We start from the raw sequence: 23,199 nt of genomic DNA, 5'->3' as shown, positions 1-23,199 counted from the left end.
CGTGCCGCAGCCGCCCCCGCGGCCCCGGGCATTCACGATGCGCGGCGGACCGGCCCGACGTCGATGACATTGTCGCCGGTGTCGTCGCCGGTGTCGTCGCCGGTGTCATGACCGGTGTTGTCGTCGCTGTACAGCGCCTGCGCGACGATCTCGGCGACGTCGGTCATCGGCCGGACGTCGAGGGCCTCCAGCACCTCGGCCGGCACGTCGTCCAGATCCGCCTCGTTGCGTTGCGGAATGAACACCGTCGTCAGCCCGGCACGCTGGGCGGCCAGCAGCTTCTGCTTGACGCCGCCGATCGGCAGCACCCGGCCGTTCAGGGTGACCTCGCCGGTCATCCCGACATCGGAGCGGACCTGCCGCCCGGTCGCCATGGACACCAGTGCGGTCACCATGGTCACCCCCGCCGAGGGCCCGTCCTTGGGCACCGCGCCCGCGGGCACGTGCACGTGGATCTTGCGGTCCAGCACCGCGGGATCCACGCCGAGTTGCTCGGCATGGGCGCGCACATACGACAGCGCGATCTGCGCGGACTCCTTCATCACGTCGCCGAGCTGACCCGTCAGCTGCAGCGACCCGTCACCAGGGGAGGTCGACCCGGTCGAGCCGGCCTCGATGTAGAGCACATCGCCGCCCAGGCCGGTGACGGCCAGGCCCGTGGCCACGCCCGGCACCGCCGTGCGTTCGGCCGACTCCGGCATGAACCGCGGGCGGCCCAGGTAGTCCACGAGATCGGGCTCGTCGATGGTGATCGGTTCGCTCGATTCGGCCAGCCTGGTGGCCGCCTTGCGCAGCGCCTTGGCCAGCAGCCGCTCGAACTGCCGCACCCCCGGCTCGCGGGTGTAGTCGGCCGCGATCCTGCGCAGCGCCGCGTCGGTGACGCCGACCTCGTCGTCGGTCAGCGCCGCGCGTTCGGCCTGCCGCGGCAACAGGAAGTCCCGGGCGATGGCCACCTTGTCGTCCTCGGTGTATCCGTCGATGGTGACCAGCTCCATGCGGTCCAGCAGTGCCGACGGGATGTTCTCGACGACATTGGCCGTGGCCAGGAACACCACGTCGCTCAGGTCGAGGTCCAGGTCCAGGTAGTGGTCGCGGAACGTGTGGTTCTGCGCGGGGTCGAGAACCTCCAGCAGGGCGGCCGCGGGATCACCGCGGTAGTCCGAGCCCACCTTGTCGATCTCGTCGAGCAGCACCACCGGGTTCATCGACCCGGCCTCGCCGATGGCCCGCACGATCCGGCCCGGCAGCGCGCCGACATAGGTGCGCCGGTGTCCGCGGATCTCGGCCTCGTCGCGCACGCCGCCGAGCGCCACCCGAACGAACTTGCGGCCCAGGGCGCGCGCGACCGATTCGCCCAGGGAGGTCTTGCCCACCCCCGGGGGACCGGCCAGCACCATCACCGCACCCGACCCGCGGCCGCCGACGACGGCCAGGCCGCGCCGGGCGCGGCGGGCGCGCACCGCCAGGTACTCCACGATGCGTTCCTTGACGTCATCCAGACCGTGGTGGTCGGCGTCGAGGATCTCCCGGGCCGCCTTCAGGTCGGCCGAGTCCTCGGTGGTGACGTTCCACGGCAGCTCCAGCACGGTGTCCAGCCAGGTGCGGATCCAGCCGCCCTCGGGGCTCTGTTCGTTGGAGCGTTCCAGCTTGCCGACCTCGCGCAGCGCGGCCTCGCGCACCTTCTCGGGCAGATCGGCGGCCTCGATGCGGGCACGGTAGTCGTCGGTGCCGCCCTCGCCGTCCGGCCCCTCGCCGAGCTCCTTGCGGATGGCCGCCAGTTGCTGGCGCAGCAGGAACTCCTTCTGCTGCTTGTCCATCCCGGCGCGCACGTCCTCGGCGATCTTGTCGTTGACCTCGACCTCGGCCAGGTGCTCGTTGATCCAGGCGATCAGGACCCGCAGCCGTTCGCCGACGTCGGCGGTCTCCAGCAGCCGGCGCTTCTGTTCGGCGGTCAGGTAGGACGCGTACCCCGACGTGTCGGCCAGGGCCGACGGATCGGTGATCCGGTTGACGTAGTCGATGATCTGCCACGCCTCGCGCCGCTGCAGCATGGCCAGCAGCAGCTTCTTGTACTCGGCGGCCAGCGCCTTGACGTCCTCGCCGGACTCCGGGCTCGGGGTCTCGTCGACCTCGGTCACGGTGACCCACAGGGCGGGACCCGGACCCGAGGCGCCGGCACCGATGTGGGCGCGCTTCTGTCCGCGCACCACCGCGGCGGTTCCCTCGCCGCCGGGGATCCGGCCGACCTGCAGGACGGTCGCGATCACACCGTGGGACGGGTAGCGGTCCTCCAGTCGCGGTGCGATGAGCAGCGTTCCGGATTCGCCGTCGGTTGCGGCGGACTGCGCGGCCTGCACGGCGGCCTGGGCGGCGTCGTCGAGTTCGATCGGCACCACCATTCCGGGCAGCACGATCGGCTCGGCCACGAACAGCACCGGCAGCACCTGCGGGGCAGCAGTGTTTTCTGGCATCAAACCTCCAAAGTTGACTCTGAGAGGCTCAACCTTGGTTCCGGTTTGTTTGTTCCCCTAATCGCTGCTGCTGGCCAGCACCCGCCGCACGCTGTCGCGCCGTTCCTCGATGACCCGGCCGATCTCCTGCATCAGCAGCGGGCGGCGCAGCACCAGCTTCTCGATCTGCTCACGGTCGATCTGCGCCACCGTGACCTCGCCGAGCGCGTGCGCCAGCGCCCGCACCGGCTCCCGGGTCAACGTCGTCTGCCCGAGGAACTCGCCGCGTTCCAGCGTGCGCAGGCCGATCAGCGTGCCCGCCTCGGAGTCCAGTTCCAGCCGGATCCGTCCCCGCACGATGAACATCATCCGGGCCGGGATCTGTCCGCGCTGCTGCACGGTCTCCCCGTCGCCGTACCGCACGACGCGCAGGTGCTCGCGCAGCAGCTCCTGGTCGGTGCGCCCCAGGTGCAGGCTGCGGCCGACCACGCCCATCGCCTCGTCGAAGAGCAGCGGGAGCGGGAAGTCGTCGACGATGTCGTCGAGTTTGAGTTCCTCGCGGCGCGCGGCGTACCAGACCCACCGCAGGAAGGTGGCCCGGGCGTCGACGTCATCGGCCGGGGAGCCCACCGGGATCGTGGTGGTGTACTCGCCGGTGGCACCGGTGCGGGCCACCGGTTCGGTGTCCGGTCGCAGCTGAGGCAGCTGCCGGGCCACCCCCGTCAGCATCCGGCACACCGCGTCGGGGGCGTCGCCGGGGGAGAAGGCGGTGACGACGTCGATCGAGTGGTCGTCGCGGGGCAGACTCAGATTGATGAACCACTCGGTGGCCAGCAGGGAGTTGGGCAGCACATAGACACCGTTCCCGGAGTCCAGGTGGGTGGCCCGCCAGTTGACCTCGACCACCCGGCCGCCGTCGATCCAGCGGGTCGCGACCCAGTCGCCGATCTTGAACGGTTGCTCGAAGAGCACCAACAGCCCCGAGATGACCTGCCCGACGGAGTTCTGCAGGGTCAGGCCCAGCACGATCGAGCCGATGCCCAGGGCGGTGAACAGGCCACCGATGTTGGCGCCCCACACGAAGGCGAAGATCAGGGCGACCCCGACGGTGATCAGCACGAACCGGGCGACGTCGAGGAAGATCGACGGCACCCGCTTGCGCCAGCTGCCCTCCGGGGCGCTCTGGAACACCGTGGCGTTGAGTCCGGACAGCAGCAGCACCAGCACCACGAACCCGAGCACGGTGGCCACCACCCGCACCGACGTGGCCTCCGGGCGCACCTCGGTGGCCTTGAGCAGCAGAAGCAGCAGCGCCGCGAGCGGCAGGACGTAGTTGCGGACCAGGCTGACCGGCCGTGCCAGGTAGCTGCGCCGGCGCAGGAGCGCGTTGTGCACCTCGGTCAGCACCACCAGGGACACCGGCAGCGCCACCGCGATCGCCAGCGCCCACCAGAACCACGGGGCCGAGAAGATGTCGCTCATCACCGGTTCCTGTTCGGGGTCCTGTTCGGGGTGCCCGTGGCGCCCCCGCTCAGGCGCCAGGTCTGTTCGACCCGCTCGTTGACCACGATCTCGCTCTCGGCGGTGAAGTCGCGAAGGTCGCGCATCGCCTCGTAGACGGGCTCGGTGACGTAGATGCCGGCCTCGGACGGCTCCCGGTGCAGGCGGTAGGCGATGTTGACCGCCGATCCCCAGATGTCGTAGACGAGGTTGGACCGGCCGAGCAGGCCGCTGGTCACGACGCCGGTGTTGATGCCCGCCCGCAGCCGCAGCCGGTGGCCGGTCTCACCGTTGAAGCGCTCGATGATGTTGTTCATCTCGATGGCGAAGTCGACGGTGCGGCGCGCGTTGTCCAGCCGGGGCACGGTGAGCCCACAACTGGCCAGGTAGCCGTCGTGCAGGGTCCGGACGCGCTCGACCCCGAGGTTCTCCGCGGCCGCGTCGAACTGCCGGACCAGCTGATTGACCACCGACAGCGACTCCTGCGCCGACAGCGACTCGGCCAGCTGGTCCAGGCCGTCGACGTTGGCGAACAGCACCGTCACGTCGCGGTGCTCCTGGACGATGTTCTCCTCGCCCTCCCGGTAGCGCTCGACGACCGGCTCGGGCATCAGCGACAACAGCAGCCGGTCGTTCTCCTGACGCTGCTCGTTGAGCTGGTCCTCCTTGGTGCGCAGGCTGCTGCTCATCTCGTTGAACGCCCGGGTCAGGTCGCCGAACTCGTCGCGCGAGGTCACCTTCAGCGCCACGTCGTAGTCGCCGGCGCCGATCCGCTCCGCGCCGGCCTCCAGCCGCCGGATCGGGCGGACGAACACCCGCGCCAGCAGCAGCGCGGCGATGCAGACCACCAGAATGATCACCACCGTGGAGATCACCAGGGTGCGGGTGAACGACGCCACCGGGGCGAACGCCTCGGAGACGTCGATCTTGGCGATCAGGACCCAGTTCAGTCCCGCGGCCCGGACCGGCGCGTAGGCCTGCAGCGTCCGGCGTCCCTCGTAGTCGGTGGCGATCACGGTGCCGGTCTCGCCCTGCAGCGCCCGCTTGACCGCGTCGGTGTCGATCGGCTGCACCAGGATCGTGCTGCCCTGCCGCAGCGCCTCGTCGGCCACCTCGACGGGGGTGCCCGCGGCCACGACGGCGCGCTTGTAGGCCTCCGGGTCCTGCAGGAACAGCCGGGAATCCGAGCGCATCAACAGATCGGACCCCACCAGGATCGTCTCACCGGTCTTGCCCAGACCGGCACCCTCCCAGTCCCCACCGAAGGTCATCCCGAGATTGAGGTTGTCCACGGGCAGCTTGAGGGCCATCACGCCCTGTACGCCGCCCGGTGGCCCGACCGGCGAGACCATCCAGGCGGTGGGTCGCCCGGACGGCTGGTATTCGGCGAAATCACTGATCGCGACGTAGTCGAGGGAATTGGAGTTCATGGCGTCCTTGAACGCCTCGGCCAGATTGCTGCCGCGGTAGGGCCCGGAGAGCACGTTGGTGCCCAGGTCGACGCCCTTGCCGACGCTGTAGACGACGTCGCCGCGGCCGTCGATGAGCATCACATCGGACGAGTGCAGGCGTTTGACCAGCTGCCGGAAGAACTCGTTGTACCGGGCGTTGGCCGCCGTCCACGCGCTGCCGTCCCCGGCGTCGTCGAGGTTGATTCCCTCCTCGCCCGAGTCGGTGCGCACCGTGTAGTTGGCCTGCAGATAGCGTTGGGGGGTCGACCGGGGAAGAATCGCTTCCACCTTGGCCTGCACGGCGTCGGAGTCGGTGTCGGCGCCCGCGCCACCGTCGTCGGTGTTGCTGTAATTCTGCTCGTAGTAGTTGACGATGGCCTGCTGCTGTTCCGGGGTGACCTCGGCGTCACGCAGATCGTTGAAGCCGGCGGTGAATTCGTGAATGGCCTGCTCGGCGGTGGCACCGCGGGTGTAGACGACCATCGAATTGGTCAGGTCGCGCAGCGACTTCTCCAGCATCCGCGACTGGGCCCCGCGGATCAGGGTGAGCCGGTCGAACACCGATTCCCGCAGGGACTCGCGACCGGACTGGAACCCGATCGCGCCGACCACCGCCACCGACAACACGCTGGTCAACAGCAACATCAGCAGCAGCTTGGATTGGATACTGATCCGCCGGAACCGACGTCGCCGAACAGGGGCAGAACCCGGTGCGCCGGTCCCGTCGCCGGCAGAGCCCCCGGCGTTCACCACGGCGCCGGCCCCGCGACCCACACCGGAACCGGCACCCGAAGCCCTGTGCTGACCCACTCCCGGATGTCCGGCACGGGGTATCCCTTCCGTCGGCGGCCTGGCCCGCGCCCGCGGAGGGGGTGCAGCCCGGCAACCCGCACGCGCCCGCGCCAGCCTACCGGCGTGTGTCATGGTGCTGGGATGGCGGGTTTGGCTGACACCCCGGACCACGGTGGACATCACGGTGAACATGAGGATGGGCTGCGTCGCTTCGTCGAGGCCCAGAGCGGGACCTACGACACGGCCCTGGGTGAGCTGCGGGCGGGCCGCAAACGCAGCCACTGGATCTGGTACGTGTTCCCGCAACTGGCCGGCCTGGGCAGCAGCCCCACCGCCCGGTACTACGCGATCTCGGGCCTCGCGGAGGCCCGCGCGTATCTGCGGCACCCGGTGCTGGGCCCCCGGCTGCGGGAATGCGCCCAGGCGGTGGCCGCCATCGAGGGCCGCTCGGCCGAGGACATCTTCGGGTGGCCCGACGTGCTCAAGGTTCGCAGTTCGATGACCTTGTTCGCCCGCGCCGCCCGGGCGAGCGACGGTGACGATCGCGTGTTCGTCGCGGTGCTGGAGAAGTTCTACGGCGACCTGCCCGACGGCCCGCAGGACCCCCGCACGCTCGGGCTGCTCGACGCGTAGTAGATGCCGAACCGCCGATACCGAACGGCTCGACACCGAACGGCTCGAAACCGAACGAAACCGGGCGGCCCGGTGAGCTCACTCCGGCTGCAGGACCAGCCACCCGTGGGCGGGCACCGCCGTGCCGGTGACGACGTCCTCGGGCGGGGCGCCGGCCCCGGCCAGCACCCGGGCACGCCGGTGCCCGAGGTCCGCGGGCCCCAGCTGCATGGGGTCGTCCTCGAGGTTGAGGGCCACCAGCAGCGCGCCGGCCCCGGGCCCCGCGGGATGCTCGGTGACCTCGTACACGTAGCCCCGGTTCTCCAGCCGGCGGGCCGCGGTGCGCGCGGTGTGCAGCCACGGGTGGCGGCGACGCAGCCCGATCAGGTGCTGGTGCAGTGCGAACATCTGCGCGCCCGTCTCGTCGACGGGCAGCGGGGGAGCACCGAATTCGGGGCGCACCGCGTCGTCACCGCCGGCGCGATCCTCCTTGACACCGGTGAAGCCGAACTCGTCGCCGGCGTAGACCGTGGGGACCCCTCCGGTGGTCAGCAGGATCACCAGCGCGTGGGCGACGTGGCGGTGATCATCGAGGCGGCTGGCGATGCGGGTGACGTCGTGGTTACCGATGAACGTCTGAGGAACGAAGCTGTCCAGGAAGCCGTTGTGGCGTTGCAGCGCCCAGTCCAGTTCGTGGAAGTTGCCGTCGTTGATGCTGCTCCAGATCGCCTTCCACAGCTCGTACTGGGTGACCGCGTCGTATCCGGAAGCGGCCACCATGGCCGGGTAGTCGCCGTGGATGACCTCGCCGACGAACCAGGCGTCGGGGTGGTCGCGGCGCACGCTCGGCAGGACCTCGGCCCAGAACCGGTCCGGCACCGCGTAAGCCGCGTCCAGCCGCCACCCGTCGGCACCCCGGTCGAGCCAGTGGCTCATCACGGCGGCCACGTAGTCGACCACCTCGGGATTGCGGTGGTTGAGCGTGATCAGCTCGCCGTGCCCCTCGAAGGTGCGGAACCCGCCCGGCGTCCGGCCGGAACGCACGAACCAGTGCGCGGCCTCGGCGTCCCCGTCCAGGGCCGCCCGGTAGCGGGGGAAGTCGGTGCCCACATGGTTGAACACGCCGTCGAGGAGCACTCTGAGCCCCCGCCGGTGCGCCTCGGCGACGAGATCGTCGAAATCGCCGTCCTCACCCAGCCGCGGGTCGAGCCGGTAGTGGTCGGTGGTGTCGTATCCGTGGGTCCGGGAGGCGAACACCGGGCCCAGCGCCAGGCCCGAGGCACCCAGCGTCTGCGCGTGATCCAGCCACTCGGTGACGCGCCGCAACCGGTGCTCGCCGGGACCCGGCGGCACGGACGGCACCGAGGACACCGCCTCGGGGAAGGCGCCGACGAATCCGAGCGGATACACGTGCCACCAGATGGCGTGCCGCACCCAGGCAGGTTCGGTCATGGGCGAAACCTTGCCTCGTAGAGCGACTTCATCTCGGCCTCGAATTCCGGTGCGGGACCGTCGGTCACGACGCGGGGCGCGACCGTGGTGACGGGCAGGGCCGCCACCGGGGCCGGCGGTGCACCCCATTCGTCGAGCCAGCGGGAGAGTTGTTGCGCCGAGGTGGCGTACGCGATCCGGCCCAGGCCCACCCAGGCGTGGGCCGCCGCACACATCGGACAGTGTTCCCCGGAGGTGTACACGGTGGCCCGGACCCGGCGCACCGGAGCCATGTTGGCGGCCGCCCACCGCGCGATCGCGAACTCGGGGTGTCGGGTGTGATCGCCGCCGGCGACCCGGTTGCGGTCTTCGAAGAGCACCCGCCCGTCGGCGTCGACGAGCACCGAGCCGAACGGCTCGTCACCGGCGTCGAGGGCCTCCCTCGCCAGCGCGACGCACCGCGCCAGGCGATCGCGATCCTCCTCGGTCAGCGCCACGCCTGGTGAGTCTACGCACCGGGTCCCACCCCGGAGCGGGTCGACGCCGGGTCAGCGGATACCACGCCAGCCCCACCAGTAACGCACAGCAGTGACCGACCGGGGTGAAGCCCGGGTCCGTGAGCAGTGGGACCACCACCGCCGTCGACGCCAGGCCCAGGTACACCCACCGCCACGGCGCGACGATCCCGTAGGTCAACACCCCGGCGATACCCGCGAGGAAATAACTGACCCCGATGTCGCGGGCGTTGAACAGCTCCGGCGAGGCCGACGCCTGCTGGATCCGCCAGTACAGGAAGCCTTCCCCGACATAGGTGGCGATCACGTGTGCCGACAGCCCCACCGTCAGCCAGCGCCAGGCACCCAGCCAGTGCTCGGCCGGCGCCAGGAACACACAGAACAACAGCGCGTAGGGCCACCAGTAGTAGCCGTCGATCCAGAGCAGACTGTCGAGCAGAACGCGCAGCGGGTCGCCGGCCAGATGGTGCAGGTTCGTCGACTGACGCCAGAGCACCTCGCTGCGCTGCCGTCCGGTCAGCGTGTGCTGGATCAACGTGGTCACCAGCAACAACCCCAGCCAGCCGAAGGTCAGGGGCGCTCCGGTGACGAACCGACCCGCCCGGTCGGCGACCCCGCGCAGAGCGCTCAGTCGCAGCACGGCGCCGCGTCGAGCCGGCAGGCGCACGACGCGGCCACGGGCACGTCGGCGCGCGCCGCGGCGAGCTCGAGCTGCCGGCCGATGATGGTGGCCTCCGGGGCGCGCCCGAGGCGCTGCAGGCACTCCCGGTATCCGTGCAGGCTCCACAGGTTGTTCGGGTGCTGGCAGGGCCGGCTCAGCGTCGGGTCCAGACCGAGGTCGGCCTCGTACACCCGGGCGGCCTCCTCGACGCGGCCCTGCTCCAGCAGCAGCGCGCCGTAGGCGTGGCGGGTGGGCTGCATCCAGCCCCACGGCTCGTCGTAGGGCAGCGCGTCGTCGCGGGCGATGGCCTCCCGCAGGGAGGCGAACGCCTCCTCGATGCGGCCCTCCCGGTAGGCGATCTCGCCGTCGAGCATCGCTTCACCGACCGCCAGGATGTCCCGGCTGGTGTTGTTGAACAGGTATCGCGACTCCGGGATCGCCCGGTAGGCCGCGCGGAACGCTTCGCGCTCCGTGTTGGCTTGGGCGATATTGCCTTTCGCCGCGTGCGCCACCCCGCGGCCGTAGTGCACGGTGGCGGCGGTGGTGCAGTAGAGCACCGGGTCGGCCGGCACGGGTTCCGCGATCAGCTCGTCCCACCGGCCGAATCGGATCAGCACGTGGATCCGCAACGGCACGAACGCCTCCAGCCAATCGGCCATCGGCGGCGACTCGATCGACAACAGCTCGGCGCTGAGCTGGGCGGCGAGCTCGTCGGCGGCGTGCAGCGCGACCGCGGACTGACCGGAGAACATCGCGGAGTAGACGACGAAGTGCAGATCGTGGGCGCGGTAGAGCGAATAGAAATTCAGCGGCCCCTCGGCGTCGACGAACTTCCGGTCGGCTTGCACGGCAGCACGATTGGATTGCACCGAGCTGCGGTAGTCGCCGCAGAGCACATCGATGTGGGTCGGCATGTGCTGCAGGTGCCCGGCGTCGGGGACCAGCCCGCGCAGCAGGTCCGCGGCGGGCAGCGCCCGCTCGGGATGCGCCGACATCTCCATGGTGTGGATGTAGATGTGCAGCAGGCCCGGATGCGCTCGGCCCGCGGGGGTGGCCAGCGCCGAATCCAGGATCTCCTTGGCCTCCAGCACCCGCGACCCGGGTGCGGGTTCACCGGTACGGGTGTCCCACAGCGCCCAGGCGGTGACGTTGACCAGCGCATCGGCGGCCAACGTCTGCACGTCGACGTCGTCGGGGTGCGCGCGCGCCAATTCGACCATGGCATCGGCGTAGGCGTCGTGCCCGGCGGCCAGCGCGTCGGCGTCGTCGGGATCGTCGGTGGGGAAGCGGGCGGTCAGCGCGGCGATCAGCCCCTGCTCCACCGGGGTGGCGCGGGACTGCGCGGCCAGGCCGAGTTCCATTCGGGCACGCGCCAGCGAGGCGGCCAGGTCCACCGGATCGAAGGCGTCCCACGCCTTGTTGTAGTTGGGGCCGACCGCGTAGGCGATGCCCCAGCGCGCGATGCCGAGTTCGGGGTCGAGTTCCAGTGCCCGCTCGAAACAGCGGATCGCCTCCCCATGGTTGAAGGCGTAGGCCCAGACGAGCCCGCGGTCGAACCACGACTGTGCCTGTGGTGACGGGGTTTCCACCGGCCGGCGGTAGCTGCCGAGGTCGAAATACGGTTCGGTGGAATCGAGTACGACCGCCATGTAGGCACAATAATCCACCCGGACCCCGACCGGCAGATCCCGCGGGAGGCATCGGCGGCACCCGAGCGGTCCCGGAGCGCGCAGCCCCGGCAACGGCGCGGTGAAGTCTGCGTGGCGATTTCGCGACCGGTCCGTTGCCGGCCATCGGCGGTCGCGCCGCGCGTGTGCGAACGTGCGGAGCCGAATCAGCTAACCGGCGCGTCAATTGCGCGTTTTCCGGTTAGCCTGTCTTTTCGTCCGGGGTGCAGAGCAGACAGGGGTGAGGCGAATCCATGCCGACATCGATCTTCAAGATTTTCGGCCTGGTCCGCGACTACAAGTTGCGATTCGCGATCTCGCAGCTCGCCATGCTGGTGGCCGCGATCTGCATCGTCGCCTACGCCTCGTTGATCAAGCAACTCGTCGACCAGGGCATGGTGGCCCGTAACGCCGAGGCCGCGCTCAACGTCGGGATCTGGATGCTCGTGCTCACCGTGGCCATGGGCGTGGCGATGGCCGTCGCCGGGTCACAGGCGGTGTTCTTCTCCCAGGGCGTGGCCTACTACCTGCGGCGGGAACTGTTCACCAAGATTCAGAGGTACTCGTTCGAGAATTTCGATCACCGCCCGACCAGCGCCCTGATGGTGCGTCTCAACGCCGACGTGGTCAACGTGCAGAACGCCGTGCTCTACACGATCCTGCTCGGCTCGCTGGCGCCGTTCCTGCTGCTGCTCACCATCGCGATGGCGGTGATCAACACCCCCAATCTGGTGTGGATCGTGGTGGTGGTGATCGTCGCGGTGATCGCGGTGATGGCGGTCCTGGTGCCGGCGATCGACCGCGCCTACCAGAAACGCCAGCACGCCCTCGACGCGCTGAACAACACGTTCCAGGAGAACCTCACGGGGATGAGCGTGGTCAAGGCGTTCGTGCGGGAGCGCCACGAGATGGCCAAGTTCGAACAGCGCGCGCAGGCCCTGCGCGGCCCCGAGTACCAGGCGGCGTGGCGGGTGGCGTTCATGGCGCCGCTGCTGACGGGCCTGGGCCAGTTCGCGATCGTGCTGGCGATGTGGTTCGGCGGGGAGAACGTGCTCGCCAACGCGGGGCTCTCGGTCGGCGAGGTGAGCACCTTCACCCAGTACATGGGCCTGATCATCACGCCGCTGGCGCTACTGGCCCAGGTGATGCCGCTGGTGATGCGCGGCGACGTCTCCGCGGGCCGGATCATCGAGGCCTACCTGACCGAACCCACCATCACCGACCGCGATGCCGCGGAACCGGCCGATCGCGAGCAGGCCCGCGGCAGGGTGGTGTTCGACGACGTCACCTTCGCCTTCCGCCGGCCCGACGGCACCCTCGACCCACCGGCGCTGAAGAACATCAACCTCACGATCGAGCCCGGTCAGCAGATCGGTTTCCTCGGCGCGACCGGGGCCGGCAAGACGGCCCTGGTGAATCTGATCCCGCGGTTCTACGACGTCACCGAGGGGGCGATCACCATCGACGGCCGCGACGTCCGCGACATTCCCCTCGACGACCTGCGCCGGATCGTCGGGATCGCGTTGCAGGAGACGGTGCTGTTCAAGGACGAACTGCGGGCCAATCTCAAGTTCGGCGCCCCCGACGCCGAGGACGACCTCATGTTCGCCGCCGCCAAGGCGGCCGACGCATACGGTTTCGTCTCGAACCTGCCCGACACGTGGGACGCCGAGGTGGCCCGGCGCGGCTACAACTTCTCCGGCGGCCAACGCCAGCGCCTCGGCATCGCACGGGCGCTGACACCACGGCCGCAGGTGTTGATCCTCGACGACAGCACCAGCGCCCTGGACGTCTCCACCGAGGGGCGGGTCCAGGCGGCCATCCCCGAGTTCATGCAGGGTGCCACGGTCATCTACGTCGCCCAGCGGATCAGCGCCCTGATCGACCTCGACCACATCTATCTGCTCGAGCACGGCCAGATCGTCGCCGAGGGTACCCACGACGAGCTGCTGGCCTCCAGCGAGCTGTACCGGGAGATCTACGAATCCCAACTCGGCGGCGGCGTCACCGCCGGCCTCGACCTGGAGGGGACATCGTGAGCACCGAGGCGAGAGACCCCGCAGCTGCCCCGATGCCGGTCCCCAAGCCCGCCGCCCTGGTGCGGCTGATCGCCCGCATGGTCGGCGGCCAGCACCGGTGGCAGACCGCCCTGGCCGCCGGGTGCATGGTGATCGGGATGGTCGGGCTGATCGTCATTCCCTACGCCACCGGCCGGGGCATGAACGTCATCGCCTCCGGCGGCAGCCGCGACGAGCTGGGCTACTGGGTGGTCGTCGGCCTGGTCGGCGGCGCGGTGTATCTGCTGTTCAGCTTCATCGCCGACCGGATGTTCTCCCGGCTGGCCGCCAGGGCGCTCTACGGCGTGCAGACCGACCTGTTCGACAACGTGCAGACCCTGTCGATGGGGTTCTTCTTCAAGAACACCCCGGGCGAGCTGTCCAGCAACGTCACCAACGACGCCGAGGTCATCTCGCTCTTCTACACCACCGCGCTCAGCCAGATCCTGCGGGCCAACATCCAGGTCCTGATGATCGTCGTGGTGATGTTCGCGCTCAACTGGCAGCTCGCCGTCGTCGCGATCCTGGCGATTCCGCTGCTGCTCGGCGTCGCCTACGTGATCGCGCAGATCTCCGGGCCCGCGTTCAACAAGCTGCAGGAGACCCTGGGGGAGGTCAGCGCGTTCCAGGAGGAGACGCTGTCCGGCTACAAGGTCATCATCAGCAACAACCGCGGCGCGTGGGCGGGGCAGCGCAACGAGCAGCAGGTCGGCGGGGTGTACACCGTCGGCCGGCGCGCCTTCATGGCCTCGCTGATGCAGTTCCCCGTCACGCAGGCGGTCAGCTTCATCCAGACCGTGCTGGTGCTCGTCGCCGGTACCTTCCTGGTGATCGAGGGCACCACCACCCTGGGCACGGTGCTCGCGTTCGCCGGATACGCCGCCCTGCTCTCGGCGCCGCTGGCCGAGATGGCCAACCTGATCACCACCTCGCTGAACGCCTCCGCCGGCGGCGACCGGGTCTTCCGGCTCATCGACGAGCGTCCCGAGATCGCCGATGCCCCGGACGCTCAGGACTACGAGTTCAAGGGCGGGCGAGTCGAGTTCGAGCACGTCGACTTCGGCTACGTACCGCACAGTCTGGTGCTGCGCGACAACACCTTCGACGTCGCCCCCGGTGAGAACATCGGTATCTGCGGGCCGACCGGCGCGGGCAAGAGCACGCTGATCAACATCCTGACCCGGTACTACGAGATCAACTCGGGCCGGATCCTCATCGACGGGCAGGACCTGGCCAAGCTGACCCAGGCCAGCCTGCGCAAGCAGATCGGCGTCGTGCTGCAGGAGGCGTTCCTGTTCACCGACACCGTGATGAACAACCTGCGCTACGCCAGCGAGGACGCCACCGAAGAGGATGCGATCGAGGCGGCCAAGAAGGCCAACGCCCACGATTTCATCCTCGGCCTGCCCAACGGCTACGACACCATGCTGACCGAACGCGGCGCCAATCTCAGCCAGGGCCAGCGGCAGATGATCACCATCGCCCGGGCGATGGTGGCCAACCCGAAGATGATGATCCTCGACGAGGCCACCTCCAACGTCGACACCCGCACCGAGAAGCTGATCCAGGACGGCATGCGCCGGCTCATGGAGAACAAGACCAGCTTCTCCATCGCGCACCGGCTGGCCACCATCCGCAACTCCAGCCGCATCATGGTGCTCAACGGCGGTGAGATCGTCGAGATGGCCAGCCATGAGGAACTGATGGCTGCCAAGGGCTTCTACTACGCGCTGTACATGAGCCAGTTCAAGGGCAAGGGCCCCGGCGACGATCCCGCCGAGCTGGCCCAGCGGTTCGTCAGCACCTGATCCGCACGCGGGACCGTCGCCGAACCTGTCGTTGTCGAGGCGGGTACTCGCACTTCTCCGCGCCAACGACAGGTTCGATGACGTGTCGGTGGGCCCTGTCAGCATGCGCGGATGCGGAACCTGATCGTGGGCAGTCAGGCCCTCGCCACCGGGGCGTTGACCGAACACCAACTCCGGGTCGGCTACCGCCGCCTGCACCGCGACGTCTACGTACCCAAGGGAACGGCCGTCACGCGCGTCGACCATATCGACGGGGCGTGGATGCGTTCCGGGCGCAGGGGCGTCGTCGCGGGCCTCGCTGCGGCGGCGCTGCACGGTTCGCACTGGATCGACGACCGTATCGATGTCGAGCTGATCTGGAACAACACCCGCCCGCCGGCGGGAATCATCGCCCGCGACGAGCGCATCGGCGCCGACGAGATCACCAGGAGATCGTGCATCTCGGTGACCACGGCCGCGCGCACCGCCTTCGACCTCGGGCGCCACCTTCCCCGCGGGGAGGCGCTGGCGCGGTTGGACGCGTTGGTACGCGCCACGGCATTTCGGCCCGACGAGGTCACCATGCTGATGGAGCGCTACCGCGGAGCCCGGGGGCTGCGTCGGCTCCGAGAGGTGTTGCCGCTGGTCGACCGTGGCGCCGAGTCGCCGCAGGAGACGCGGCTGCGGCTGCTGTTCATCGACGCCGGCCTCCCGCGGCCCAGGACCCAGGTCCCGGCCCTTGACGGGCGGGGCCGAGTGGTGCGCACCCTCGACATGGGTTGGGAGGAATACCGGGTCGCGGCCGAGTACGACGGAGAACAGCATCAGACCAACCGTGCGCAGTACCTCAAGGACCGGCGGGTACTGCCCGTCCTGGCGAGTCTGGGCTGGACCGTGATCCGCGTGGTCAAGGAGGACCGCGACGAGCACACCGTGGAGCAGGTGGTTCGCGCCCTGACCGCCCGTGGCTGGGGCGGTGTCGGTGTCCCGTCGCCGAGGCTGTAGGTGCCGAGGCGGGTACTCGCAGTTCTGCGCGCCAACTACAGGCTGGGCTCCTAGTGGCCGGCGACGATGTCGGCCTCGTTGACGACGACGGGGTCCTTGGCCCCGGGCAGGAACCAGTACAGCGCGCAGACCGCGCCGAACAGCAGGTAACCCAGCGCCACCGTCGGGTTGGCCGCCCAGGTCACCTCCGGGGCGTGGATCAGCCCGATGAACGACAGCACCGCACCAACCGCCGACGCGAGTGCGGCGTAGAGGAACTTCTTCTCCAGGATGAAGGTCACCATGGTGCCCAGGATCAGGCCGACGAGCACGGCTCCCTCGCCGAGGGTCTGCAGGCCCTCGTAGACCACCCCGGCCCCGTTCAGCGCGTCCAGCCCGACGTCGGCGGCCGAGGTTCCCGCGGCGTTGAGCGCGTTGTCGATCATCCCCGAGGCCCATTGGGCCAGGTTGGGCAGCAGGGCGGCCACCACGGCGACGGCGTGCAGGCGGGGGACCGCCTGGAACGCCTGGGCGCCGATCAGCAGACCGATGTAGAGCAGAATCGGCACGATCGCGGGAACCGGCAGCAGCGCGTCGAGCACGCCGAAAAGCCCGAGGAAGCAGAACAATCCGATGACCGCGCCGCTGGCCAGCGAGTACCCGGCGCGACCCCCGGCGTCCTTCCAGCCGGGGTGGCCGATGTAGACCGCGGGCGGGAACGGGGATCCGAACGCCGAGCCGATCACCGCACCGGCACCGTCGGCCAGCAGGACGCTGCGCAGGTTGTAGTTGTCGCCGGCGGCCGCGGCGCTCTCCACGTTGCTCATCGCCTCGGTGAAGTTGTAGACGCCCAGCGGGATCGCGGTGCCCAGCAGCGGGGCCAGGTTCGAAAGCCCGGAGATCAGCAGATCCAGCCGCAGATCGGGAATCCCGATGGCGATGTCGGAGACGGCCTGGCCGACGTCCGGGGCCGACATGAAACCGCCGATCCAGCCGATCGCGGTGCCCACCAGCAGCGCGGCCAGGCCCACCGGGATCCCGAACGGCAGCTTCACGTCGGTGAAGAAGCCGATCAGGATGATCGCGAGCACGGGCAGGCCGATCCAGGCGGCCTCCCACATCTGGGCGGCCGGGCGCATGGAGATGAACGTGATCGAGATCCCGGCCAGGGTGCCCAGCATCGCCGCGCGGGGGGTGAGCCTGCGGATGTAAGGCCCGACGAACGCGCCGATCATCACGATCACGCCGATCATGAAGGCCCACGCCAGACCGGAGGACCACGCCTGCAGGGGATCCCGGGTGGTCAGATACACCGGCAGCATCACGACGAACACCACGATGAACATGTGCGGCACGCTCGGGCCGTAGGGCAGCGCGGTGACGTCGGTGCGGTTCTCGCGTCTGGCCAGCCGCCGTGCCAGCCAGGTGTAGTAGAGGTTGCCCAGGATCAGCGCGACCCCCAGGGCGGGCAGCACGGTGCCGAGCACGTCGCCGGCCGGCACCGCCACGACGCCGATCATCAGCGCCGTCAGGGTCAGCACGTTGACCAGGATGTTGAACCCGAGGCCGAAGAACGCGTTCAGGTCACCGCGGGTCCACCACGGGATCCCCGCCGCGGAGCCGCGGGCCTCAGGGCCGGCGGGGGGATCGGAGACGTCTGTGCTCATGGGTATTCCTCTCAGGCCCGGGGCAGGGGGGTGTCGGCGCCGAGTTCGGCGAGTGCGGGAATGACGGCGGCGGTGTCGGCGACCCACCCGAAGATCCCGCCCTGGGCGGCGATCATCTCCAGGCCGACGCGCTGGAACTCGGGGAAGTAGGAACCGACGCAATCGGAGACGACCAGGCACTCGTAACCGCGGTCGTTGGCCTCCCGGGTGGTGGTGTGGACGCAGACCTCGGTGGTGACGCCGGTGACCAGCAGCTGGGTGATGCCGGCTCCGTCGAGGATGTCCTGCAACCCGGTGGCGTAGAAGGCGCCCTTGCCCGGTTTGTCGATGACCACCTCGCCGTCGACCGGGGCGAGCTCGTCGACGATGTCGTGGCCGTATTCGCCACGGATCAGGATCCGCCCGAAGGCACCGGGGTCCCCGATGCGGTGGGAGGGTGCGCCCCGGTTGAGTTTGGCCGGCGGGCAGTCCGACAGGTCGGCCTGGTGGCCCTCCCGGGTGTGGATCACCATCAGCCCGGCCTCGCGTGCGGCCGCGATGAGCGACGCCAGCGGGGCCACCACCTTCTGCAACTGGCCGACGTCGTTGCCCAGGCTCTCCCCGAATCCACCGGGCAGCAGGAAATCTCGCTGCATGTCGATGACGATCAGGGCCGTCCGCCCGGCGGTGAGGGTGAACGGCGACGGGCGGGCGGGGATCTCGGTGGATGTCACGCGTTCTCCTTCGTGGTTGCCGACACCGGGGGGGTCTGGGCATTCGCCCCGGCCGCACTCCCGCGCGGCTCGTCGAGGATGGCGGCCGCCAGCTGCAGCGCGGTGTCGTCGGACAGGGCCGGGGCCAGCACCGTGGCGCCGAAGGGCCGGCCGTCGGTGGTGGTGCCCAGCGGCACCGCCACCCCGAGCAGGTCGAGCAGGTTGCCGAAGTGGGTGTAGTGGCCCAGCATCGTGTTGCACTCGATGGGCCGTTCCAGCACCTCCTCGACGGTGAACGTGGTGCCGATCGTCGGCACCACCAGCACGTCGACCTCGGCCCACAGCCGGCTCACCTCGGCGCGCAGTTCCTGCAGGCGCTGCAGGGCGGCGAAGGTGTCGACCGCGGTGTACCTCAGGCCGCCGCGCAGAATGTCGCGGACCACCGGGTGGATGGATTCCGGGTGCTCGGCCAGGAAGTCACCGAAGACGACGAGCCGTTCGGCCACCCAGGGGCCCTGGTAGAGCAGCTCACCGGCGGCCAGGAAGGGCGCCAGCGAGACCTCGGTGGTCGTCCGCGCGGACTCCAGTCGGCGCCGGAATCCCATGTGCGCGGCCCGCATCGGCTCATCGCCGAAGAACTCCAGGTCGCCGGCCGGCGGCAGACCGACGCGAATGCCGGCGCCGTCGTGGCGCGGTCCGCGGTCGCGTGACCAGGGGTCGGCGTCGTCGCGTCCGGCGATGATCTCGAAGACGCGGTCGACGTCGTCGACACAACTGGCCATCAGCGAGATGCAGTCCAGCGATTTGCACGCCGGTACCAGTCCGGCGGTGCTGGCCAGCCCCCTCGACGGTTTGAACCCGACGACCCCGTTGAGCGCCGCCGGCACCCGGCCCGACCCCGCGGTGTCGGTGGCCACCGCGAAGGGCACCTGCCCCAGGGCGACCGCCAGCGCCGATCCGGAGCTCGACCCGCCCGAGATGAGGCCGCCGCCGAATACACTGCGCGGCACGGTGTAGGGCGTCCTGGTTCCGTTCAGGCCGGTCGCGAACTGGTCGAGGTTCGTCTTGCCGACGTACAACGCACCGGCGTCGAGCAGGCGCTGCACCACCGTCGCGGTCCGCTCGGCGACGTAGGTGTAGTCGGGACACGACAGGGTGGTCGGCACGCCCGCGACATCGATGCTGTCCTTGACCCCGAACGGCACCCCGTACAGCGGCAGTGCGCGTGCGCCGGGCCGGTTCTCGATCTCGCGGGCCGCGGCCAGCAGATCGGCCCGCGGCACCGTCGACAACCACGTACCGTCGTCACCGCGTGCGGCGACCGCGTCGGCCACCCGGGCGGCGGTCTTGGTCGGGGACCCGGTACCGGCGGCGTGGGATGCCAGGATCTCGGCCACCGAGGGGCCCGGGGTGGGCCCGGAACCGGACTGCTCGAACAATGCCATGTCTGTCGATTGTCGACAGAATAATGGCGCCCGCGGGTCGGTTGTGTGTCGTTTGTGTTAGCAGTGCCCCGTCGGCACCGGTCACCCGGGCGACATCGCCGGGCCCCTAGTTACAGGGGCAGATAGGTGAACTGACCGTGGTGGTGCATGGCCGCGATCACGGCCTCGGCGTCGTTGGACTCCAGCGCCGCCAGAATCGCCCGGTGCCGGTCGATGCCGTCGCTGCCGTGGTGTTCGCGCGCCTCCCGGCGCAGGTTGACCGCCATCGGCAGCTGCAGTTTCAACAGGATCGGCTCCAGGGCGATGTCGAGTTGCCGGTTGTCGGCCAGCGCCACCACGGTCGCGTGGAAGGCCCGGTGGGCGTCGTCGCGCGCCAGGTCGCCCCGGGCGGAGCGCATCCGCTCCAGCGCCCGGCGCACCGGAGCCAGCGCGGTCTGCGGGTCGTGCAGGGGCAGGGCCGTCTCGATGGCGTGACGCTCGAGCACCGAACGCAGCTCGAACAGCTGCAGAATGTCGCGCGGTGACCACTCCGCGACGCGCGAACCGCGGCGGGGCAGGTGCTCGACGAGGCCCTGCTGGGCCAGCAGGCGCAGCGCCTCACGCAGGGGCGCCCGGCTGATGCCGAAATCCGCGCACAACTGTTCCTCGACGATCTTCTCGCCGGGTTTCAGTGCGCCACTGAGGATCGCATCGCGCAACCGGGTCGCGGCGAGCTCGACGAGCGTCGCCGGAAGGTCGTGTTCCCTGGGCGCTGACATTGCGGCACATCTTATGCCCAGCGCACGGTGTCAGGGCGTCTGTGCAGCTACCGAGAGCAGGTGGCGGGTGATGGTCTCGACCTCGGAGACCAGCACCCGCTGCGGGGTGTCCTGCTTGCCCAGCAGCGACGCCGAGTCGCGCAACTGCTGCTCGGCCTCGGTCAGATGGGCGGTGTCCAGGCTCCAGGCCTGCCCGGGGCAGGGCGGGGCACCGCGCAGCGCGTCGATGTAGTCGTCGACGGCCACCACGAACCGCTGGTCGAGGTGTTCCTGGCGGACCTCTGGCAGCTGCGCCTCCAACGACGCACACGCCCCCGTGACGGCGTTGAGCCCGGCCCGGTAGGAGGTGAGCCAGTGGCGCACCTGCGGGGTCTCGGTCCGCAGCCCGCCGCTGGCGGCCTCGAACGCCGACCGGGCGCGGATCGCGCGCTGCCAGGCCGCTGTCAGGGTGGCGTCGGGATCGTCGATCCGGTGTACGAAACCCTTGACAACCGTTGCGGCATAGTCGATTTCCGCTTTGAGTAGCTCCCCGGCGCGTTGCCGCAGCCGCACCAGCGAGCGGTCGGGCAACACCACGTGTCCGGCCACCGCCAGCGCGCCCCCGAGCAGGACGGCGATCAGCCGTTCCCGTAGCGCGGCCGCGGGGGCCGCCCCCTCGATGTCGACCAGGAAGACGATCGCCGCGGCCAGCGCACCGGCCAACGGCACGTAGCCGAGCCCGGAGACCGCATAGGCTCCGGCGACCGCCAGGGCGGCCAGCAGTCCCGAGACCAGGCCGCTGGGGTGCAGCAGGACGGTGATCGCGGTGGCCGCGGTCACCCCGGCGGCACCGCCGAGAACGCGGATGACGCACCGGGTGTAGGTGTGCGCGGTCTCCGGCCGCAGCACCATCATGACGGTGAGCACGATCCAGTAGCCCTGCTGCAGGCCCGCCACCGCGGAGATCGCCACGCCGGTGCCGGCGGCCAGCCCCAGGCGCAAAGCGTGGCGCATGATCGGCGAACTCCACGCCAGCTGCGCGGCCACCGCGGCCGCCCCGGCACGCAGCGAGCCCACCGGCGGCACGGTCTCGGCGAACCGCAGCGCGGCCGCCTCGCGGACCTGAGCCACCAGCCGGGCGGCGGGCTCGACGGCCGCCGGGGGCACCTCCGGCAGCAGCTCGCCGGCCCGGTCCAGTTCGGCGTCGGCCGCCCCGCGGGTGGCCCGATCGCCGCTGGCCACCGCGTCCAGGGCCACCGTGACCGACTCCAGCAACTCGCGGACGCGGGGGTCGCCGGCGCCGGGTCCCAGGGCATCCAGCGTCATGGCGATTCGTTCGGGCAGGGCGTAGAGCCCACGATGTGCCGGCGGCCTGCGCCGGGCCTGCCGCTCGGTGGGCGCCAGCTTGTCCCGCAGCGCCATCAGCGGACCCAGGTTCGGGGAGGCAGCCGGATCGCCGGCCAGGTCACGCGCGTCGGCGGCCACCAGCGCGAAACCCTGCGACAACGACTCGCGCTGGGAACGCCAGACCTGACGGGGCCAGGCCGCCACGAACACCAGCTGGGTCAGACCGCCCCCCAGGGCCAGCAGCGCCGCCCAGGCCCCTTCGGTCACCGGGATCGGTCCCGCCGCGCAGGTCACCAGCAGCGCCCCGCCGGCCGCGGCGACCAGCCCGGCATTGGAGCTGACCGCCCAGACCATTCCGGCGGCCACGCACCAGAGCACCACCACGACGATCAGCGCCGGCGCATAGGCCCCCGCGACGACACCGAGCAGCACCGCCCCGGCCAGCACCACCGCGGCGCCGCTGACGGCCGCCAGGCGGCGGCGCGGACTGTCCTGCAGCGCGACGGCCCCGCAGATGGCCGCGCTTCCGCCGGCGGCCGCGGCCATGCCACCGGAACCGAACTCCAGCGCGACGGCCACCGCGAGCAGAATCCCCAGCAGACTGCGCGCCACCTCGGAGACATAGGGCCACGAGGGTCGCAGGGCGATACCCCTCATCATGGCAGCCATTATGTAGGTTGCAGCGGATGGAGAAGGTGATCCTGGCCCTGCGTGGCGACGAGGACGACGACTGGTGTGCGCGGGTGCGCGGCCCGGTGGCCGCCGAGCTGCTCGACCTGGATCTGCCCGGGCTGACCGTCAACGTCAAGGACGACGCGGTGCGCGCCTCGCTGATGACCCTGACGACCCTGGCCCCACCGGTGACCGGCTTGGTCACCATCTGGACCGAGCAGTGCTACGGGCCCGCCGTGGCGGCGGCGATCGACCGCCTGCGCGGCGTCTGCCGTGACGTGTCGGGCTATCTGGTGACCGAGTCGGTTCCGCTGGCACCGCCGTGGACCGAGCCCGGGCAACGCACGCGCGGGCTGGCCAATGTCGCCCTGCTGCGCCGCCCGCCCGGGCTGGACGCCGAGACCTGGCGCACCCGCTGGCACCGCGACCACACCCCGGTGGCGATCGCCACCCAGGCGACCTTCGGCTACGTCCAGAACGCGGTGGTGCGCCCCCTGACCGCCGACGCCCCGGCGCTGGACGCGATCGTCGAGGAGCTGTTCCCGATCGAGGCGGTGGGCAGTCTGCGGGCGTTCTTCGGGGCCGTCGACGACGAGGACCTGGGGGAGCGGATGGCCGCGATGGTGGCCAGCACGGCGGCCTTCGGCGCCAACGAGAACATCGACACCGTGCCGACCAGTCGCTACGTCCTGCGCTCGCCGTTCGCCGGCAACCGGTGATCGCGACCGGTGA

At 70.2% G+C, this 23,199-nt stretch carries 17 protein-coding genes; 5 read left to right on the top strand and 12 right to left on the bottom strand.

Annotated elements, in window-relative coordinates; genetic code table 11:
- Positions 1-32 precede the first annotated feature (32 nt).
- Genes lon through CSR00_RS01900 form a run of 3 tightly spaced genes read right to left on the bottom strand, consistent with a single transcriptional unit; the run spans position 33 to position 6,046 of the window.
- Positions 33-2,471: an endopeptidase La gene (lon, locus tag CSR00_RS01910; RefSeq protein ID WP_099020713.1), complete on the bottom strand. Its 2,439-nt coding sequence runs from the start codon at positions 2,469-2,471 to the stop codon at positions 33-35.
- A 57-nt stretch (positions 2,472-2,528) separates the two neighbouring features.
- Positions 2,529-3,932, bottom strand: coding sequence for a mechanosensitive ion channel family protein (locus CSR00_RS01905; RefSeq protein ID WP_099020712.1), 1,404 nt, complete (start codon positions 3,930-3,932; stop codon positions 2,529-2,531).
- The gene (locus CSR00_RS01900) at positions 3,932-6,046 is read right to left on the bottom strand and encodes an adenylate/guanylate cyclase domain-containing protein (protein WP_099020711.1); all 2,115 of its coding nucleotides are present in this window, start codon (positions 6,044-6,046) and stop codon (positions 3,932-3,934) included. Before CSR00_RS01900 ends, CSR00_RS01905 begins: the two co-directional genes overlap by 1 nt.
- A gap of 288 nt (positions 6,047-6,334) precedes the next feature.
- On the opposite strand from CSR00_RS01900, the gene CSR00_RS01895 reads away from it, so the two are divergent.
- Positions 6,335-6,826 (top strand): DUF1810 domain-containing protein, encoded by a 492-nt coding sequence (locus CSR00_RS01895; protein WP_099020710.1) that lies wholly within the window; start codon positions 6,335-6,337, stop codon positions 6,824-6,826.
- 78 nt (positions 6,827-6,904) lie between these two features.
- Here the strand turns inward: CSR00_RS01895 and CSR00_RS01890 are convergent, their stop codons facing one another.
- From CSR00_RS01890 to CSR00_RS01875, 4 genes are read right to left on the bottom strand one after another with little or no spacing between them, the layout of a single operon-like run.
- Complete coding sequence (locus CSR00_RS01890) at positions 6,905-8,257, bottom strand: alpha-amylase family protein (protein WP_099020709.1); 1,353 nt, start codon at positions 8,255-8,257, stop codon at positions 6,905-6,907.
- Positions 8,254-8,733, bottom strand: a complete 480-nt coding sequence (locus tag CSR00_RS01885) for a nucleoside deaminase (protein ID WP_099020708.1) — start codon at positions 8,731-8,733, stop codon at positions 8,254-8,256. The genes CSR00_RS01890 and CSR00_RS01885 overlap by 4 nt, the downstream gene beginning before the upstream one ends.
- Positions 8,657-9,391 carry a rhomboid-like protein gene (locus CSR00_RS01880; protein WP_245905780.1) on the bottom strand — a complete coding sequence of 245 codons (735 nt, stop codon included), beginning with the start codon at positions 9,389-9,391 and terminating at the stop codon, positions 8,657-8,659. Before CSR00_RS01880 ends, CSR00_RS01885 begins: the two co-directional genes overlap by 77 nt.
- On the bottom strand, positions 9,379-11,061 hold the full coding sequence (locus CSR00_RS01875) for a tetratricopeptide repeat protein (protein WP_099020707.1): 1,683 nt from the start codon (positions 11,059-11,061) through the stop codon (positions 9,379-9,381). Before CSR00_RS01875 ends, CSR00_RS01880 begins: the two co-directional genes overlap by 13 nt.
- Before the next feature lie 272 nt (positions 11,062-11,333).
- On the opposite strand from CSR00_RS01875, the gene CSR00_RS01870 reads away from it, so the two are divergent.
- The 3 genes from CSR00_RS01870 (at position 11,334) to CSR00_RS01860 (ending at position 15,928) form a co-directional block, all read left to right on the top strand.
- Positions 11,334-13,118: an ABC transporter ATP-binding protein gene (locus tag CSR00_RS01870; protein WP_099020706.1), complete on the top strand. Its 1,785-nt coding sequence runs from the start codon at positions 11,334-11,336 to the stop codon at positions 13,116-13,118.
- On the top strand, positions 13,115-14,944 hold the full coding sequence (locus CSR00_RS01865; protein WP_141564217.1) for an ABC transporter ATP-binding protein: 1,830 nt from the start codon (positions 13,115-13,117) through the stop codon (positions 14,942-14,944). The genes CSR00_RS01870 and CSR00_RS01865 overlap by 4 nt, the downstream gene beginning before the upstream one ends.
- Before the next feature lie 111 nt (positions 14,945-15,055).
- Positions 15,056-15,928, top strand: a complete 873-nt coding sequence (locus CSR00_RS01860; protein WP_099020704.1) for an endonuclease domain-containing protein — start codon at positions 15,056-15,058, stop codon at positions 15,926-15,928.
- Positions 15,929-15,978: 50 nt separating this feature from the next.
- Here the strand turns inward: CSR00_RS01860 and CSR00_RS01855 are convergent, their stop codons facing one another.
- From CSR00_RS01855 to CSR00_RS01835, 5 genes are all read right to left on the bottom strand, one after another.
- Positions 15,979-17,574: a SulP family inorganic anion transporter gene (locus CSR00_RS01855; RefSeq protein ID WP_099020703.1), complete on the bottom strand. Its 1,596-nt coding sequence runs from the start codon at positions 17,572-17,574 to the stop codon at positions 15,979-15,981.
- An 11-nt stretch (positions 17,575-17,585) separates the two neighbouring features.
- Positions 17,586-18,287, bottom strand: a complete 702-nt coding sequence (locus CSR00_RS01850) for a cysteine hydrolase family protein (RefSeq protein WP_099020702.1) — start codon at positions 18,285-18,287, stop codon at positions 17,586-17,588.
- The gene (locus tag CSR00_RS01845) at positions 18,284-19,711 is read right to left on the bottom strand and encodes an allophanate hydrolase (RefSeq protein ID WP_099020701.1); all 1,428 of its coding nucleotides are present in this window, start codon (positions 19,709-19,711) and stop codon (positions 18,284-18,286) included. Before CSR00_RS01845 ends, CSR00_RS01850 begins: the two co-directional genes overlap by 4 nt.
- A 110-nt stretch (positions 19,712-19,821) precedes the next feature.
- Positions 19,822-20,469, bottom strand: coding sequence for a GntR family transcriptional regulator (locus CSR00_RS01840; RefSeq protein WP_099020700.1), 648 nt, complete (start codon positions 20,467-20,469; stop codon positions 19,822-19,824).
- Between the two features lie 30 nt (positions 20,470-20,499).
- Positions 20,500-22,455, bottom strand: a complete 1,956-nt coding sequence (locus CSR00_RS01835; protein WP_141564216.1) for an FUSC family protein — start codon at positions 22,453-22,455, stop codon at positions 20,500-20,502.
- Positions 22,456-22,481: 26 nt separating this feature from the next.
- Here CSR00_RS01835 and CSR00_RS01830 point away from each other — a divergent pair, with 26 nt between their 5' ends.
- The gene (locus tag CSR00_RS01830) at positions 22,482-23,186 is read left to right on the top strand and encodes an EthD domain-containing protein (protein ID WP_099020698.1); all 705 of its coding nucleotides are present in this window, start codon (positions 22,482-22,484) and stop codon (positions 23,184-23,186) included.
- The last annotated feature ends 13 nt before the right edge of the window (positions 23,187-23,199 follow it).

The sequence above is a fragment of the Mycolicibacterium palauense genome (genome assembly GCF_002592005.1).
GTDB lineage: Bacteria > Actinomycetota > Actinomycetes > Mycobacteriales > Mycobacteriaceae > Mycobacterium > Mycobacterium palauense.
The sequence above is the reverse complement of the archived record's forward strand: the minus strand, read 5'-3'. Positions and strand labels throughout refer to the sequence as shown.

What these genes read in the sequence shown, in the direction of transcription:
- lon (WP_099020713.1), bottom strand. Translation starts at nt 2,471, where the DNA reads ATGCCAGAAAACACTGCTGCCCCGCAGGTGCTGCCGGTGCTGTTCGTG.
- CSR00_RS01905 (WP_099020712.1), bottom strand. Translation starts at nt 3,932, where the DNA reads ATGAGCGACATCTTCTCGGCCCCGTGGTTCTGGTGGGCGCTGGCGATC.
- CSR00_RS01900 (WP_099020711.1), bottom strand. Translation starts at nt 6,046, where the DNA reads ATGTTGCTGTTGACCAGCGTGTTGTCGGTGGCGGTGGTCGGCGCGATC.
- CSR00_RS01895 (WP_099020710.1), top strand. Translation starts at nt 6,335, where the DNA reads ATGGCGGGTTTGGCTGACACCCCGGACCACGGTGGACATCACGGTGAA.
- CSR00_RS01890 (WP_099020709.1), bottom strand. Translation starts at nt 8,257, where the DNA reads ATGACCGAACCTGCCTGGGTGCGGCACGCCATCTGGTGGCACGTGTAT.
- CSR00_RS01875 (WP_099020707.1), bottom strand. Translation starts at nt 11,061, where the DNA reads ATGGCGGTCGTACTCGATTCCACCGAACCGTATTTCGACCTCGGCAGC.
- CSR00_RS01870 (WP_099020706.1), top strand. Translation starts at nt 11,334, where the DNA reads ATGCCGACATCGATCTTCAAGATTTTCGGCCTGGTCCGCGACTACAAG.
- CSR00_RS01860 (WP_099020704.1), top strand. Translation starts at nt 15,056, where the DNA reads ATGCGGAACCTGATCGTGGGCAGTCAGGCCCTCGCCACCGGGGCGTTG.
- CSR00_RS01855 (WP_099020703.1), bottom strand. Translation starts at nt 17,574, where the DNA reads ATGAGCACAGACGTCTCCGATCCCCCCGCCGGCCCTGAGGCCCGCGGC.
- CSR00_RS01845 (WP_099020701.1), bottom strand. Translation starts at nt 19,711, where the DNA reads ATGGCATTGTTCGAGCAGTCCGGTTCCGGGCCCACCCCGGGCCCCTCG.
- CSR00_RS01840 (WP_099020700.1), bottom strand. Translation starts at nt 20,469, where the DNA reads ATGTCAGCGCCCAGGGAACACGACCTTCCGGCGACGCTCGTCGAGCTC.
- CSR00_RS01835 (WP_141564216.1), bottom strand. Translation starts at nt 22,455, where the DNA reads ATGATGAGGGGTATCGCCCTGCGACCCTCGTGGCCCTATGTCTCCGAG.
- CSR00_RS01830 (WP_099020698.1), top strand. Translation starts at nt 22,482, where the DNA reads ATGGAGAAGGTGATCCTGGCCCTGCGTGGCGACGAGGACGACGACTGG.